This window comes from Pseudomonas sp. dw_612 (assembly GCF_018449725.1).
GTDB lineage: Bacteria > Pseudomonadota > Gammaproteobacteria > Pseudomonadales > Pseudomonadaceae > Aquipseudomonas.
Genome location: NZ_JAAVVC010000015.1, coordinates 38,331 through 52,610 on the forward strand (window position 1 = coordinate 38,331; position 14,280 = coordinate 52,610).

General features: G+C 60.6%; 11 protein-coding genes. 5 read left to right on the forward strand and 6 right to left on the reverse strand.

The features are described from left to right. Positions 1-21 precede the first annotated feature (21 nt). The gene (locus HB680_RS21490) at positions 22-999 is read left to right on the forward strand and encodes an NAD(P)-dependent oxidoreductase (RefSeq protein ID WP_213940507.1); all 978 of its coding nucleotides are present in this window, start codon (positions 22-24) and stop codon (positions 997-999) included. Between the two features lie 234 nt (positions 1,000-1,233). On the opposite strand, the gene HB680_RS21495 is transcribed toward HB680_RS21490, so the two are convergent. The 4 genes from HB680_RS21495 to HB680_RS21510 form a co-directional block, all read right to left on the reverse strand. Beyond that, positions 1,234-2,421, reverse strand: coding sequence for an aminotransferase class I/II-fold pyridoxal phosphate-dependent enzyme (locus HB680_RS21495; protein ID WP_213940508.1), 1,188 nt, complete (start codon positions 2,419-2,421; stop codon positions 1,234-1,236). Positions 2,422-2,461: 40 nt separating this feature from the next. Next, on the reverse strand, positions 2,462-4,087 hold the full coding sequence (locus HB680_RS21500) for a methyl-accepting chemotaxis protein (protein WP_213940510.1): 1,626 nt from the start codon (positions 4,085-4,087) through the stop codon (positions 2,462-2,464). Positions 4,088-4,525: 438 nt separating this feature from the next. Next, positions 4,526-5,668 carry a glycerate kinase gene (locus HB680_RS21505; RefSeq protein WP_213940511.1) on the reverse strand — a complete coding sequence of 381 codons (1,143 nt, stop codon included), beginning with the start codon at positions 5,666-5,668 and terminating at the stop codon, positions 4,526-4,528. Between the two features lie 222 nt (positions 5,669-5,890). Continuing rightward, on the reverse strand, positions 5,891-7,003 hold the full coding sequence (locus HB680_RS21510) for a sugar diacid recognition domain-containing protein (RefSeq protein ID WP_213940512.1): 1,113 nt from the start codon (positions 7,001-7,003) through the stop codon (positions 5,891-5,893). 171 nt (positions 7,004-7,174) lie between these two features. Here HB680_RS21510 and HB680_RS21515 point away from each other — a divergent pair, with 171 nt between their 5' ends. From HB680_RS21515 to rarD, 3 genes are all read left to right on the forward strand, one after another. After that, positions 7,175-8,485 (forward strand): MFS transporter, encoded by a 1,311-nt coding sequence (locus HB680_RS21515; protein ID WP_213940513.1) that lies wholly within the window; start codon positions 7,175-7,177, stop codon positions 8,483-8,485. A 198-nt stretch (positions 8,486-8,683) separates the two neighbouring features. Continuing rightward, positions 8,684-9,697 (forward strand): aldo/keto reductase, encoded by a 1,014-nt coding sequence (locus HB680_RS21520; RefSeq protein WP_213940514.1) that lies wholly within the window; start codon positions 8,684-8,686, stop codon positions 9,695-9,697. A 331-nt stretch (positions 9,698-10,028) separates the two neighbouring features. Further along, a complete protein-coding gene (gene rarD, locus HB680_RS21525) occupies positions 10,029-10,910 on the forward strand; it encodes an EamA family transporter RarD (RefSeq protein ID WP_213940515.1) in 882 nt (293 codons plus the stop codon). A gap of 126 nt (positions 10,911-11,036) precedes the next feature. Here the strand turns inward: rarD and hppD are convergent, their stop codons facing one another. Next, positions 11,037-12,113 carry a 4-hydroxyphenylpyruvate dioxygenase gene (gene hppD / locus HB680_RS21530; RefSeq protein ID WP_213940516.1) on the reverse strand — a complete coding sequence of 359 codons (1,077 nt, stop codon included), beginning with the start codon at positions 12,111-12,113 and terminating at the stop codon, positions 11,037-11,039. 265 nt (positions 12,114-12,378) lie between these two features. Then, positions 12,379-13,323: an EamA family transporter gene (locus HB680_RS21535; RefSeq protein ID WP_213940517.1), complete on the reverse strand. Its 945-nt coding sequence runs from the start codon at positions 13,321-13,323 to the stop codon at positions 12,379-12,381. 69 nt (positions 13,324-13,392) lie between these two features. Between HB680_RS21535 and HB680_RS21540 the strand changes: the two genes are divergently transcribed. Beyond that, positions 13,393-14,265 carry a LysR family transcriptional regulator gene (locus tag HB680_RS21540; RefSeq protein ID WP_213940518.1) on the forward strand — a complete coding sequence of 291 codons (873 nt, stop codon included), beginning with the start codon at positions 13,393-13,395 and terminating at the stop codon, positions 14,263-14,265. Positions 14,266-14,280: the final 15 nt, after the last annotated feature.

The window sequence follows — 14,280 nt, forward strand, 5'->3', positions numbered from 1 at the left end:
ATTGAAGTTGAGACGATGACGATGAAAAAGCAGGTTGTGCTGTACAAGAAACTCTCGCCGTTGCTGATGGCTCGCCTTCACGAACACGCCGACGTGACCTTGATCGACAGCCTCGATGCCGAAGGCCTGGCCAAATTGCGCGATGCCCTGCCCCGGGCCCAGGGTTTGCTCGGCGCCAGTCTGAAACTGGACGCCGCACTGCTCGACCTGGCGCCGAATCTGGAGGCGATTGCCAGCGTCTCGGTGGGCGTCGACAACTACGACATCGATTACCTGACCGAGCGCCGGATCCTGCTGAGCAACACCCCGGATGTGCTCACCGAAACCACGGCCGACACCGGTTTCGCACTGATCCTGGCCACCGCCCGGCGCGTGGTGGAACTGGCGAACATGGTGCGCGCCGGCCATTGGCACCGCAACATCGGCCCGGCGCAGTTCGGCACGGATGTGCATGGCAAAACCCTGGGCATCATCGGCATGGGCCGCATCGGTGAGGCGCTGGCCCAGCGTGGGCATTTCGGTTTTGGCATGCCGGTGATCTATCACAGCCACTCGCCGAAACCGGCGGTGGAGCAGCGTTTCAACGCGCAATACCGCAGCCTGCCGGAGCTGTTGCAGCAGGCGGATTTTGTCTGCCTGACCTTGCCGCTCACCGCTGAAACCGAAGGTTTGATCGGCGCCGAACAGTTCGCCTTGATGGGCCCGGAAACGATCTTCATCAACATTTCCCGGGGTAAAGTGGTGGACGAAGCGGCGCTGATCACCGCGCTGCGCAACGGGCAGATCCGCGCCGCCGGGCTGGATGTGTTCGAGCGAGAACCGCTGAACCATGATTCGCCGTTGATGCAGATGAACAATGTGGTGGCGACGCCGCACATTGGCTCGGCGACGCATGAGACGCGAGAGGCCATGGCCCAGTGTGCGGTGGACAACCTGCTGATGGCGTTAGCGGGTGAGCGGCCGGTGAATCTGGTGAATGCCGGGGCGTGGAAGGCCTGAGAGATTTGGCGCCTGCCAGGACGCCTTCGCGAGCAGGCTCGCTCCCACAAGGGGAACGCATTCCAAATGTGGGAGCGAGCCTGCTCGCGAAGAGGCCAGTCCTAACAACACAGGGGTGAAGGCTTGAGCTATTTGCCGCTTGCCAGATAGCTATCGCGAGCAAGCTCGCTCCCACAGGAGATTTGTGTGCGCCACCGATCCAATGTGGGAGCGGGCTTGCTCGCGAAGAGGCCTTCAGGCCCGCCGTGCTTCCAACAGATCCGCCGCACAAAGGGCAATCCGCCGACACGCATCCGCCAGTTTCACCTGATCCACCACCAACCCAATCCGGATATGCCCCGCCGCGCTCGGCCCGAAGGCTTCTCCCGCCAGCACCGACACGCCATAGCCTTCCAGCAGCCGCTCGGCAAAGCCCTGGGCACACAGCCCGGTCGGGCGCACGTCGACCATCACGAACATCCCGCCGTCTGGCTTGATTGGCCGGATGCCCGGGCAATTGCTCAACCGCGCACACACCAGATCCCGCCGCTGGCGATATTCCTCGCGCATCTGCGCCACTTCCGGCAAATCCCTGTCCAGCGCGACCTGCGCGGCTTTCTGCACGAAATCCGGAATGCCAAACAGCATGCACAGCGACAGGTGCATCAAGTGTTCGGCCAAAGGCTTGGGGCCGATCACCCAACCGACCCGCCAGCCGCTCATGGCGTGGGATTTGGACAGACTGTTGAGGGTCGCGGTGCGTTCGGCCATGCCCGGCAAACTGGCCGGGCTGATGTGTTCGCCTTCGTACAGCAAGTCGCTGTAGACCTCGTCGCTGATCAGCCACAAGTCGTGGCGAACGCACAGCGCCGCCAGTTCCTGCCAGATCTTCAAGGACAGACTGGCGCCGGAAGGATTGTTCGGACTGTTAAGCACAATGACCCGAGTCTTGGCCGTGATCAGCGCCGCGACATCCGTCGGATCCACCCGAAAGCCATTCTCCGGACGCACCGCCACCGGCATCACCTTGGCGCCGCAGGCACCGAAGACACCTTCGTAAGTGACATACATCGGTTCAGCGACGATCACCTCATCGCCCGGATCGAGCAAGCACTGCGCCACCGAGTACACCGCGCATTGCGCGCCGGGCAACACGATCACATGCTCGGCATCCACCGCTTGACCGCTGCGACGCCGGTGCCGACTGGCGATGCTGGTGCGCAGCGCCCGGGTGCCGCGCACGTCCGAGTAATGAGTATCGCCGGCCAACAAGCTATCGATGGCCGCCTGGACAACGGGCTTGGGCGTATCGAAATCCGGATCGCCCACCGACAGGAGCAGCACGTCAACGCCCTGCTCGCGCATCTCCAGCGCTCGATCATGAATTTGCCAGGCTGCCGCTCCGTCACCGGCAATCCGTTGGGTCAAGGCTGAATAGCGCATGTACTTCTCCTATCGCGCGTGCTCCAGTCTCAACCCTATCTCAAATTACAAAACGCGCCACCATCGCATTCAAATCCACCGCCAATCGCGACAGTTCATGAGTCGCGGCACTGGTCTGGTTGGCACCGGCTGCGGACTGGGTCGCGAGGTCGCGGATGTTGACCAGGTTGCGGTCTACTTCGCGGGACACCTGGGCCTGTTCTTCGGAGGCGCTGGCGATCACCTGATTGCGCTCGTTGATCAAGTTGATCGACTGGGTGATCTGCTCCAGTGCCACACCGGCGGCGCGGGCCATTTCCAGGGTGCTTTGGGTGCGCTGGTTGCTTTGCTGCATCGAGGAAACCGCTTCACCGGTGCCGTTCTGAATACCGGCGACCATTTTTTCGATTTCCTGGGTCGATTGCGCGGTGCGATGAGCCAGTGCCCGAACCTCGTCCGCCACCACCGCAAAACCACGCCCGGCTTCACCGGCACGGGCCGCTTCGATCGCGGCGTTGAGTGCCAGCAAGTTGGTTTGTTCAGCAATGGCGCGGATCACGTCCAGCACTTTGCCGATGTCACGGCCCTGGGCCGCGAGGCCTTCGATCATGAGCGAGGTGTTTTGCACGTCGTGCGTCATGGTCTGGATCGCGTCGACGGTTTCCACCACGCGGTTGCGACCTTCACGGGCGGCCTGGGTCGACTGGTTCGAGGCTTCGGAAGTCGACACGGCGTTACGCGCCACTTCTTCCACGGCGGCGGTCATTTCATTCACTGCCGTGGCGGCCTGTTCGATTTCGTTGTTCTGTTTTTGCAAACCACGGGAAGACTCTTCGGTGACCGTGCTGAGTTCCTCGGCGGCGGCCCCCAACTGGGTGGCAGAGCCGGCGATCTGCTCGATGGTTTGGCGCAGGCTGCTTTGCATGGCGGACAAGGCGCCGAGCAAACGGGCCGGCTCATCCTTGCCGTCGACTTCGATGGCTTTGATCAAGTTACCGCCGGCGATGGTTTCCGCGGCCTGTACCGCACGGTTCAGCGGTTCGACGATGCTGCGCGTCAGCAGCCAGGCCAGCAGCACCGTCAGCAGCGCCGCGATCACCGACACCACGATGATGCCGTTGAAGGCGAAGGAATACTGGTCATCGGCTTCGGCGTCGGCCGCTGTAGCGTCAGCCTTATTGATCGCGATCAGCTTGTTCAACTGCTCACCCATCTGGTCGGTGCCGTCCTTGATGCGTGAGTTGATCAACTTGCGCAACTCATCCAGTTTGTCCTGGCGGGACAGATCCATCATCTCGCGCTGGGCCTGCATGTAATTGTCGAGCGTGGTGGCGAACGTTTTGTACAACGTCGCCTCTTCGCCGCCCGCCGGCAATGCCGCATAACCGGCCTGTGCTGTTTTAACTTTTTCTACCAGCACGTCGATGCGGGCAGCGGCTTCTTGCAGACTCGCCGGCTCACGGTTCACCAGGACGCGGAACGAGAGAATGCGCAGGCGCAGGACGTTTTCGGTCATGGTGCCGAGGAAGCCGATGCTGGGCAGGTGGTTGCTTTCCATGTCCACGGAGGCCTGGCGGATGATCGACATGCGACTCACCGCAAACACGCCTAGCACGATGACCAGCAACGCAATAAAGGCAAAGCCGAGGAAGGCGCGGGGCGCGATATTCAGATTACGCATGGACATAGGATGAGTCTCGGGTGATTGAACTTCGAGCATCCGTGCCGTGATCGCTGGCGGGTGGGCGTGTAAGCCGGCCGGAGCAGCCTGGCGCCACTGTTGTAATAGGTTTGTGTGCGCCTATGAGGGTTATCGGCTGGACTTGAGGATTTTTGCGGGGGAAGTGGAAATATATTTCAAGGGGTTACGGGTGTTTCAACGGTGAAACACTTAGAAGTGAGCGACCGTTAGATCGCCCCCTCACCCTAGCCCTATCCTCAAAGGGGCGAGGGGACTGACCGAGGAGTCTTACGAGCTACATCGACCTGAAAGTCCGAGTTGGATTCAGGTCTGGATGGCGAGCCGAACACAGATTTTGAAGTGTCCCCGATCAGCTCCCTTTCCCCCTCTCCCCTATGGGGAGAGGGCTGGGGTGAGGGGTAGCTCTTGAATCCACCCAAAAAATCAAACCTTGCCAGCCGCCATCCGCCAAACCCGCGCAATATCACTCGCCCGCTCGCGCAACAACCGCGGTGCCTCGGCACACGCCTGCTCCAACGTCATCGGCCCGCTCGCCAAGGCAAACGCCGCATCAATCCCGTGACCATAAAGCTCCTGATACCCCTCCCCCAACGTCCCGGCAATGACAATCACCGGCACACCCTGCTGACGAGCGATCCGCGCTACGCCAAACGGCGTCTTGCCGCGCAAGGTCTGGGCGTCAAAACGGCCTTCGCCGGTAATCACCAGATCCGCGTCTTTGACCGCCTCGGCCAGACCAACCAGTTCGGCGACCACTTCGACACCGGCCTGAAATTGCGCGCAGAGAAACGCCTTGGCCGCAAAGCCCAAGCCACCCGCCGCTCCGCTGCCGGGTTCATCGCGCACGTCTTTATTCAACGCCTGCGCACACAGATCGGCGAAGTGCCCAAGGGCTTGATCGAGTTGCTGGACGTGTTGCCGTGACGCGCCTTTCTGCGGACCGAAAATCGCCGACGCGCCATGAGGACCGCACAAGGGATTGTTGACGTCTGCAGCGATGTCGAAGCGCACCGCGTTCAGCCGTGAATCGATTTCGCTCAGGTCGATATTCGCCAGTTGTGCCAGCGCCAATCCGCCGGGCGCGAGAACTTGTCCCTGCGCGTCGAACAGTTTCACGCCCAAGGCCTGCATCGCGCCGGCGCCACCGTCATTGGTGGCGCTGCCGCCAATCGCCAGGATCACCCGTTGCGCGCCGGCATCGAGTGCGGCGCGGATCAGTTCGCCAGTGCCGAAAGTACTGCTGATGCAGGCATCGCGCTGCCCGGGTGGGACCAGTTGCAAGCCACTGGCTTCGGCCATTTCGATGATTGCGGTGTGGTTGTGCGGCAACCAGCCCCAAGCGGCTTCGACGGTTGCGCCCAGCGGACCGCGAACCGGGGTGCGGCGTAACTCACCGGCGCACGCCGCCAGAATCGACTCGACAGTCCCCTCCCCGCCGTCGGCCATCGGGCATTTGACCAATTGCGCCTGCGGCCAAACCTCGGCCAAACCCGACGCGATGGCATCGGCTACGCCCTGGGCACTCAGGCTGTCCTTGAACGAATCGGGGGCGATGACGATTTTCATGAGCATTCTCCAGTTCCAATGCCTCCATGCTGCCAGTTGCCCGGAGTGATGACGCCGGTCCGCTGCACAAACGGGGGTGGCGTTTGTTGTTCATTTCTACAAAGTGGGCATTGTGGTGGCAGGGATGGCCTCTTCGCGAGCAAGCCCGCTCCCACATTTTGGAATGTGTTCCCGTGTGGGAGCGGGCTTGCTCGCGAAGGCGTCCTTACAATCGCCACATCTCTACTCGGTCTGCGGAAGCAGTTGCACCCCCAGGTACAAAGCAAGCATCCCATCCAACCGCAACGGATCGACCCCGCTCAACTCGGCAATCCGCTCCATGCGATAGCGCAAGCTGTTGCGATGAATACCCAGCGCATCGGCGCACGCCTGGCTCTGCCCGTCGTGATCGCACCAACAACGCAGGGTCGCGAGCAGTTGGCCGTTGCTGTCCTTGGCGATGACTTTGCGCAACGGCTTGAGCAGTTCGTCCAGGGCATCGTCGTTGCGGTGCCGCCAAAGCATCACCGGCAGACGATAACGGTTCAGGGTCAGCAACCGCGAGCGTGGCAATACATCGCGCCCATAGGCCAGCAAATCGGCGACCCGGCGATAGCAGCGGCGCAAACCCGGCAGTCCATCGGCCTGCCCGCCGACGGCGATGCGCAGGATGTTCCAGCCCAGGCCATCGAGTTTTTCCAGCAGTCGTTCATGTTCGATCGCCTGGCTCGCCGGTCGGCACCACAGCAGCGACGACTTGGCGGAGCTCACGCACCAACTGTCGGGGTAACGACTGATCAACCAGGAACTGAGGGCTTCGACAGTCTGCCCCGGCCCGTGCTCCAGCCCCAACTCGAACAGATACGGCACCCGCGTCAATTGCGGCTTGAGCCCCAGTTGTTGCGCCTCGTCCACCAATCGCGGCGAATCCCCGGCGTCGGTCAGCAGCAACGCCAGCAAATCATCGCAACGCTGGCGCCGCCATTGCTGTTCGGCCTGCTGATTGCGCTGGCCTACCAACATCTCGGCAGTCATGCGCACCAGTTCGGCGTAGGTGCGCAGTTGCTCCGGCTCGCCGGTGATGCCAAGCACGCCGATCAATCGTTGATCGAGCAACAGCGGCAGGTTGATCCCCGGCTGCACGCCTTTGAGATGAATCGCGGTTTGCGCATCGATTTCCACCACCCGCCCGTTGGCCAACACCAGTTGCGCGCCTTCGTGGCGGGTGTTGATCCGCTCCGGCTCGCCGCTGCCGAGGATCAGACCCTGACTGTCCATGACGTTGACGTTGTACGGCAGGATGGCCATGGCCCGGTCGACGATGTCCTGGGCCAGGTCGTGATCGAGTTCAAACATGCGGGCGGATCCTTGAAAACGGGGTGGGACGGGTTGTTCACCCGCACAGGCCTTGGTGGCAAACCCTGTGCTCAGGCACAAAGACAATCACCCAAGGGGTGGCCGAGACTCACAGGGCGATCAACGTTACCCTTTGCATCGCAAAAAATCATAATAAAGAGAGAGCCCGCCATGTCACAGAGCGCAGCCGCTACCCAGACCATCGTTGACGAAAAAAACGCCGTTTATAAACGCATCACCCTGCGTTTGATCCCCTTCATTTTCATCTGCTACCTGTTCAACTACCTCGACCGTGTGAACGTTGGCTTCGCCAAGTTGCAGATGCTCGACGCGCTGAAATTCAGCGAAACCGTATACGGCCTCGGGGCCGGGATCTTCTTTATCGGCTACGTGCTGTGCGGCGTGCCGAGCAACCTGGCATTAACCAAGTTTGGCCCACGGCGCTGGATCGCGTTGATGATGATCGTCTGGGGTTCGCTCTCGACGGGCCTGCTGTTCGTCACCACCCCGACCGAGTTCTACACCTTGCGTCTGTTCACCGGCGCGGCCGAAGCCGGGTTCTTCCCGGGCGTGGTGCTCTATCTCTCGCAGTGGTTCCCGACCTTCCGTCGTGGCCGCATCATGGCGCTGTTCATGTCGGCGATCCCGGTGTCCGGCCTGCTCGGCAGCCCGTTCTCCGGCTGGATTCTTAACCACTTCGGCGCCGGGCAAGCGGGTTTGGCCGGCTGGCAGTGGATGTTTTTGCTGCAAGGGATCCCGACGGTGATTCTCGGTGCCCTCGCCTACTTCTTGCTCAGCGACAGTTATGCCAATGCCAAGTGGCTGACGCCGTTCGAGCGCTCGGTGCTGGAAGCCGATCACGCAGAAGATTTGGCCAACAAGCCGAAAACCACCACTGACTCGCTGGCTGCGGTGTTCAAGAACCCGGCGATCTGGGCGTTTGGGCTGATCTACTTCTGCATCCAGAGCGGCGTTTACGCGATCAACTTCTGGTTGCCGTCGATCATCAAGAACCTGGGCTTCAGCGATAACCTGGTGATTGGCTGGTTGAGTGCGATTCCGTACCTGCTGGCTGCGGTGTTTATGTTGCTGGTCGGTCGCTCGGCGGACTTGCGCAAGGAGCGCCGCTGGCATTTGGTAGTGCCGATGCTGATGGGCGCGGTGGGTTTGCTGATTGCCGTGAACTTCGCCACCACGCCGGCGATTGCGATTCTCGGCCTGACCATCGCCACCATGGGTGCCCTCACCGGCCTGCCGATGTTCTGGCCGGTGCCGACCGCCCTGCTGAGCGCGGGTGCGGCGGCGGGTGGTCTGGCGCTGATCAACTCCATGGGGCAGATGGCCGGCTTCTTGAGCCCGTACCTGGTCGGTTGGGTCAAGGACAGCACCGGGTCGACCGATGCGGCGTTGTATCTGTTGGCGGGTGTGATTGTGTGCGGGAGTGTGTTGGCGTTGCGGATGACGCGTACGTTGCGCGCCTGATATCCGCCGTAGGCCCCTGTGGGAGCGGGCTTGCTCGCGAAAGCGGTGTGTCAGGCAATAAAGATGTCGCCTGACACTCCCTCTTCGCGAGCAAGCCCGCTCCCACATTTGATCCGCTGTGTTCGATAAATCAGATTGATCCGTGGGGTAGTTCTGGTATTTGATTGACGCCCTCCCCACCGGCAAAAGGATTTCGTCATGAGCTACCGCACATTGGGTCATTCGGGTCTGCAGGTGTCTACCCTGACCCTGGGCACCATGATGTTCGGCGAACAGACCAGCACCGAAGATTCCCTGCGGATCATCGACAAGGCTTGGGACCAGGGCATCAATTTCATCGACACCGCCGACGTTTACACCGGCGGCCGTTCCGAAGAGATCGTCGGTGAAGCCGTCGCCGGCAACCGCCACGAATGGGTACTCGCCACCAAAGTCGGCTTCGGCCCGGTGGACGGCATACCGAACCGCAGCGGCCTGAGCCGCAAGCACCTGTTCAATGGCATCGACGCCAGCCTGACGCGGCTCGGCACCGATTATGTCGACATCTATTACCTGCACCGCGAAGACCACAACACGCCGTTGGAGGTCACCATTTCGGCCATTGGCGACCTGATTCGCCAGGGCAAGATCCGTTATTGGGGCCTGTCCAACTACCGTGGCTGGCGCATCGCCGAAGTCATTCGTGTGGCCGACAAGCTCGGGGTCGACCGGCCAGTGATCAGTCAGCCGCTGTACAACATCGTCAACCGCCAGGCCGAAACCGAACAAATCACCGCCGCCCACGCGTATGGATTGGGTGTCGTGCCCTACAGCCCGTTGGCTCGCGGCGTGCTCAGCGGCAAATACGCACCGGACGTGACGCCAGACGCCAACAGCCGCGCCGGGCGTCAGGACAAGCGCATCCTCGAAACCGAATGGCGCGTCGAGTCGTTGCGCATTGCCCAGCAGATCCAGGAATACACCCAGGGCCGTGGCGTGGGCATCGTTGAATTCGCCATTGCCTGGGTGATCAACAACAGCGCCGTGACTTCGGCGATCGTCGGGCCGCGCACTGAAGAACAGTGGGATGCCTACACCAAGGCGCAGGCGGTGAAGATCACGGCGGAAGATGAAGCGTTTATCGATTCGCTGGTGACACCGGGGCATTCCTCGACACCGGGGTTCAATGACGTGAGCCATTTTGTGTCAGGCCGTAAACCCCGTAATACCTGAAAAACACAGTCCCCCTGTGGGAGCGGGCTTGCTCGCGAAAGCGGTGTGTCAGGCAATGTAAATGTTGACTGACACGGCCCCTTCGCGAGCAAGCCCGCTCCCACAGGGTTTTGTGTTGTCTGCAAATCTTGTAGATAACCCCGGATCAACTGTGGGAGCGAGCCTACTCGCGAAAGCGGTCTACCCTTCAGCATTAATGTTGGCTGAAAGTCCGTCTTCGCGAGCAGGCTCGCTCCCACATTCGGCTGGTGTTGATTGATCGGTCAATATTCATCTTGAAAACCACGTATCCTCTGCGCCCCCGTTTCACGTTCAACTCCGCGAGGACAGTTTGTCTAAAGGTATCGCTCTATCGGTCACAGCCTCGGTGCTGTTCGCCGTCATGTATTACTACACCTCACTGCTCACGCCCTTGAGCGGTGTAGAAATCTTCGGCTGGCGGATGCTGCTGACCGTGCCCTGCATGACGGTGTTCATGCTGGTGTCCGGCGAATGGCGGCGCGCGATCGAGATCGTCAAACGCCTGGGCGGCAAGCCGAAGTTGTTCGCTGGCCTGATCGTGTCGGCGGCGCTGTTGGGCGTGCAACTCTGGCTGTTCATGTGGGCGCCGCTCAACGGCTACAGCCTCGACGTCTCGCTGGGTTACTTCCTGTTGCCGCTGGCGATGGTGCTGACCGGGCGGATTGCCTATGGCGAACGCTTGTCCTACCTGCAAAAAGTCGCCGTATTTTTCGCCTCGCTCGGCGTGCTCAACGAGCTGTATCAGGTCGGCGGTTTTTCCTGGGCGACCTTACTGGTGGTGGTCGGTTACCCCCTGTACTTCGTGTTGCGCAAATGGCTGGCGACCGACAACCTCGGCGGCTTGTGGCTGGACATGAGCCTGATGCTGCCAGTGGCGTTCTGGTTTGTCTGGGGCGGTGAGCAAGGTTTCGGCGTGTTCGATCAATATCCGTGGCTGTCGCTGCTGATCCCTGTACTCGGGTTGATCAGTGCGTCTGCGCTGGTGGTCTACATCATTGCCAGCCGCTTGCTGCCGTTCAGCCTGTTCGGGCTGTTGAGCTACGTTGAGCCGGTGTTGTTGCTGGGCGTGGCGTTGCTGCTGGGCGAGAGCATCAAGCCTGGGGAGTGGCTGACCTATATTCCGATCTGGTTGGCGGTGGTGGTGCTGGTGTTTGAAGGGTTCAAGCACATGATGCGTAGTCGCCGGCCTTAACGACGGCGCAAAACAAATGTGGGAGCGGGCTTGCTCGCGAATGCGGTGTGTCAGTCGACATTAATGTCGTCTGACACACCGCATTCGCGAGCAAGCCCGCTCCCACAGTTTTACAGCGGTGACGGTTTAGTCCGTGGACAGCACGCCCCGACGCACCTGATCCCGCTCAATCGATTCGAACAATGCCTTGAAGTTGCCTTCACCGAACCCATCATCGCCTTTGCGCTGGATGAATTCGAAGAACACCGGCCCCATCAGGGTTTCCGAGAAGATCTGCAGCAACAGGCGGCGGTCACCGGACTCGGACGAACCGTCCAGCAGAATCCCGCGCGATTGCAGTTGATCAACCGGCTCGCCGTGGTTCGGCAAACGGCCTTCGAGCATTTCGTAATAGGTTTCCGGCGGCGCGGTCATGAAGCGCATGCCTATTTTCTTCAGGCGATCCCAGGTGTCGATCAGGTTGTCGCTGAGGAACGCGACGTGCTGGATGCCTTCGCCATTGAACTGCATCAGGAACTCTTCGATCTGCCCGGCGCCCTTGGACGATTCTTCGTTCAACGGGATGCGGATCATGCCATCCGGCGCGGTCATGGCCTTGGAGGTCAGGCCGGTGTATTCGCCCTTGATGTCGAAGTAACGGATTTCGCGGAAGTTGAACAGCTTCTCGTAGAAGTTGGCCCAGTAGGCCATGCGCCCGCGATACACGTTGTGGGTCAGGTGATCGATGATCTTCAGGCCCGCCCCTTCCGGGTTGCGGTCCACGCCTTCGATAAACACGAAGTCGATGTCGTAGATCGAGCTGCCTTCACCGAAACGGTCGATCAGGTACAGTGGCGCGCCGCCGATGCCTTTGATCGCCGGAAGGTGCAGCTCCATCGGACCGGTTTCGATGTGAATCGGCTGGGCGCCGAGTTCGAGGGCTCGCTTGTAGGCCTGTTGCGAATCCTTGACGCGGAACGCCATGCCGCACACCGACGGACCGTGCTCGGCCGCGAAGTACGACGCGACGCTGTTCGGTTCGTTGTTGAGGATCAGGTTGATCTGGCCCTGGCGATACAGGTGCACGTCTTTGGAACGGTGGGTCGCGACCTTGGTGAAGCCCATGATCTCGAAGATCGGCTCCAGGGTGTTGGGGGTCGGCGATGCGAACTCAATGAATTCAAAGCCCATCAGGCCCATTGGGTTTTCGTATAAATCTGCCATGGTTGGCGCCTCATCATCTGCATTTGAAATTAACGGCTGAATTAACGGATCGTTAGTTGCTAGCAATGCTGAGACTGGCGGGTGGCGCGCAGGAGATGCCCCGAACGCTGCGGGCGAGGAAGTCACCGTAGATCAATTGAAACCCAAAACTCTTCATTGTCGACCCAAGGCTCTTGCGGGCGAGGCTTCTGCTGCCAGAAGACGTTTATTATTGTATGCGTAACCCGATTCTACACAGCGTAAAACGGTTTGTCCGCCTTCTGTATCAAATCCCCTTTTTCGTGGCCGGCGCAAGCGGTTTGTTGCACAGGTAAATCCCCGCCAGAATCAGCCCGCCGCCCAAGTACATGGCCGGTGTCAGTTGCTCGCCCAACAGCAGTGCCCCGAGGATCACGGCGGTCAGCGGATTCAAGGCAATGAACACGCCGGAGCGGGTCGCGCCAATTTTGCGGATACCGTCGTAATAGCCGATGTAGGCCAGCGCCGAGCCGAGTACGCCGAGGTACATCAGGCTCAGCCATTGTTGCGGCCCCAGGCTGAGCAGCGCATCGACACTCAATTCGCCGCGCACCGCACTGGCCGCCCAGAGCATCGCCGTGCCCAGCAGAATCGAATACGTCACCGTTTGCACCGGCCCCAGCGTCTGATTCAGCGCTTTGGAAAACAGCGAGTAAACGCCCCAACTCAACACGCAGCCGAAAATCAGCAGATCGCCCATCCACGCATCGGCGTTGGCTGCGAGCAATTGCGGGTTACGGCTGACGATCACCATTCCCGCCCCAGCGATGCAGATCGCGATCCCCGCCACTTTCGCCCGGCTCAAGCGCTCCTTGAACAGCAGCCACGATGCCAGGCCAATCACCGCCGGGTTCAACGCCACAATCAATGACGCCCGGGACGCATTGATGTAATGCAGCCCATAAAAGAAGCACAGGTTGTAGAAGAAAATCCCGAAGAACCCCAGCAGCGCCAGTTGCAGCCATTGCCCCAGGCTCGGACGCACCAGCGGCACGCGGGCCAGCAGCACAAACAGCAGCAACGCCACGCTGGCGAGCAAGAAACGCAGGCTCGCGGCAAACAACGGGCTCAGGCTGTCGGCCAAAAACCGCCCGGCCACGAAAGTCCCGCCCCATATCATCGTTACCGCCGCCAGCTTCACGTAAACCGGGACGTCCGACGGTTTTGCCAGGCTTTGTTCATAGCTATTCATAAGTCACCAGAAGTACGGATGACGTATCATCTGGCTAATGCTTGATCATCGTAAAATGAGCAAATACTCATGACTCTGACCCAACTGGAAATCTTCTCGCTGGTGGCCGAACTGCGCGGCTTCACGGCGGCCGCCAATCGCCTGGGCATTTCGCAATCGGCGGTTTCCCATGCGCTCAAGTCGCTGGAACAGGAACTGGGCGTCGAGCTGCTGCGCCGGCATCAGTCCCAGGTCGAACTCAGCGATATCGGTCAGCAACTATTACTGCGCGCCCGGGCGATGCTCGGATTGGCTAACACCTTGCGCCAGGAAGCCGCCGATGCCCGCGGGATGAAACGCGGCACGCTGCGCATCGGTTCGTTCGGCCCAACCTCATCGATCAAGTTGCTGCCGATGATCCTGCAGCAATACCGCGCGGCGCATCCCGGCATCGAAGTGCATATCGACGAAGGCCCGGACCGCCAGGTGATTCAATGGCTGGAAGAGCGGCGCATCGATGTGGGTTTTGTGGTGCTGCCCGAAGATCGTTTCGACACGTTTGCGCTGATGGAGGATCAGATGGTGGCGTTGCTGCCCACCGATCATCCGCTGACGGCCCGCGATGACGTGAGTTTGCAGGACTTGTGTCATGACCCTTTCGTGCTGACCGAGGCCGGTTCTTCGGAACTGGTTTCCCGGCTGTTCAACGCCGCGAGGCTGACGCCGAACATTCGCTATCGCTGCTCGCAACTGCTCAGCACCCTGGACACCGTGGGTCGCGGCGATGCCCTGACGGTGGTTGCCGAAAGCTCATTGCCCCAAGACAACGACCGCCGCTATGTGAAAAGACCGCTATCGCCACCGGTCAAACGTCAGGTCGGGTTGGCCGTGCTGGATCAACGCCAGTCATCCCCGGCGACGCTGGCCTTTATCGAACTGGCTTCAAAACTAAGCGATCGCTGAGCGGCATAAGCACGA

Coding starts and splice junctions, on each gene's coding strand:
- HB680_RS21490 (WP_213940507.1), top strand. CDS start 22: ATGAAAAAGCAGGTTGTGCTGTACAAGAAACTCTCGCCGTTGCTGATG.
- HB680_RS21515 (WP_213940513.1), top strand. CDS start 7,175: ATGTCACAGAGCGCAGCCGCTACCCAGACCATCGTTGACGAAAAAAAC.
- HB680_RS21505 (WP_213940511.1), bottom strand. CDS start 5,668: ATGAAAATCGTCATCGCCCCCGATTCGTTCAAGGACAGCCTGAGTGCC.
- HB680_RS21540 (WP_213940518.1), top strand. CDS start 13,393: ATGACTCTGACCCAACTGGAAATCTTCTCGCTGGTGGCCGAACTGCGC.
- HB680_RS21520 (WP_213940514.1), top strand. CDS start 8,684: ATGAGCTACCGCACATTGGGTCATTCGGGTCTGCAGGTGTCTACCCTG.
- HB680_RS21500 (WP_213940510.1), bottom strand. CDS start 4,087: ATGTCCATGCGTAATCTGAATATCGCGCCCCGCGCCTTCCTCGGCTTT.
- HB680_RS21535 (WP_213940517.1), bottom strand. CDS start 13,323: ATGAATAGCTATGAACAAAGCCTGGCAAAACCGTCGGACGTCCCGGTT.
- HB680_RS21510 (WP_213940512.1), bottom strand. CDS start 7,003: ATGTTTGAACTCGATCACGACCTGGCCCAGGACATCGTCGACCGGGCC.
- HB680_RS21495 (WP_213940508.1), bottom strand. CDS start 2,421: ATGCGCTATTCAGCCTTGACCCAACGGATTGCCGGTGACGGAGCGGCA.
- hppD (WP_213940516.1), bottom strand. CDS start 12,113: ATGGCAGATTTATACGAAAACCCAATGGGCCTGATGGGCTTTGAATTC.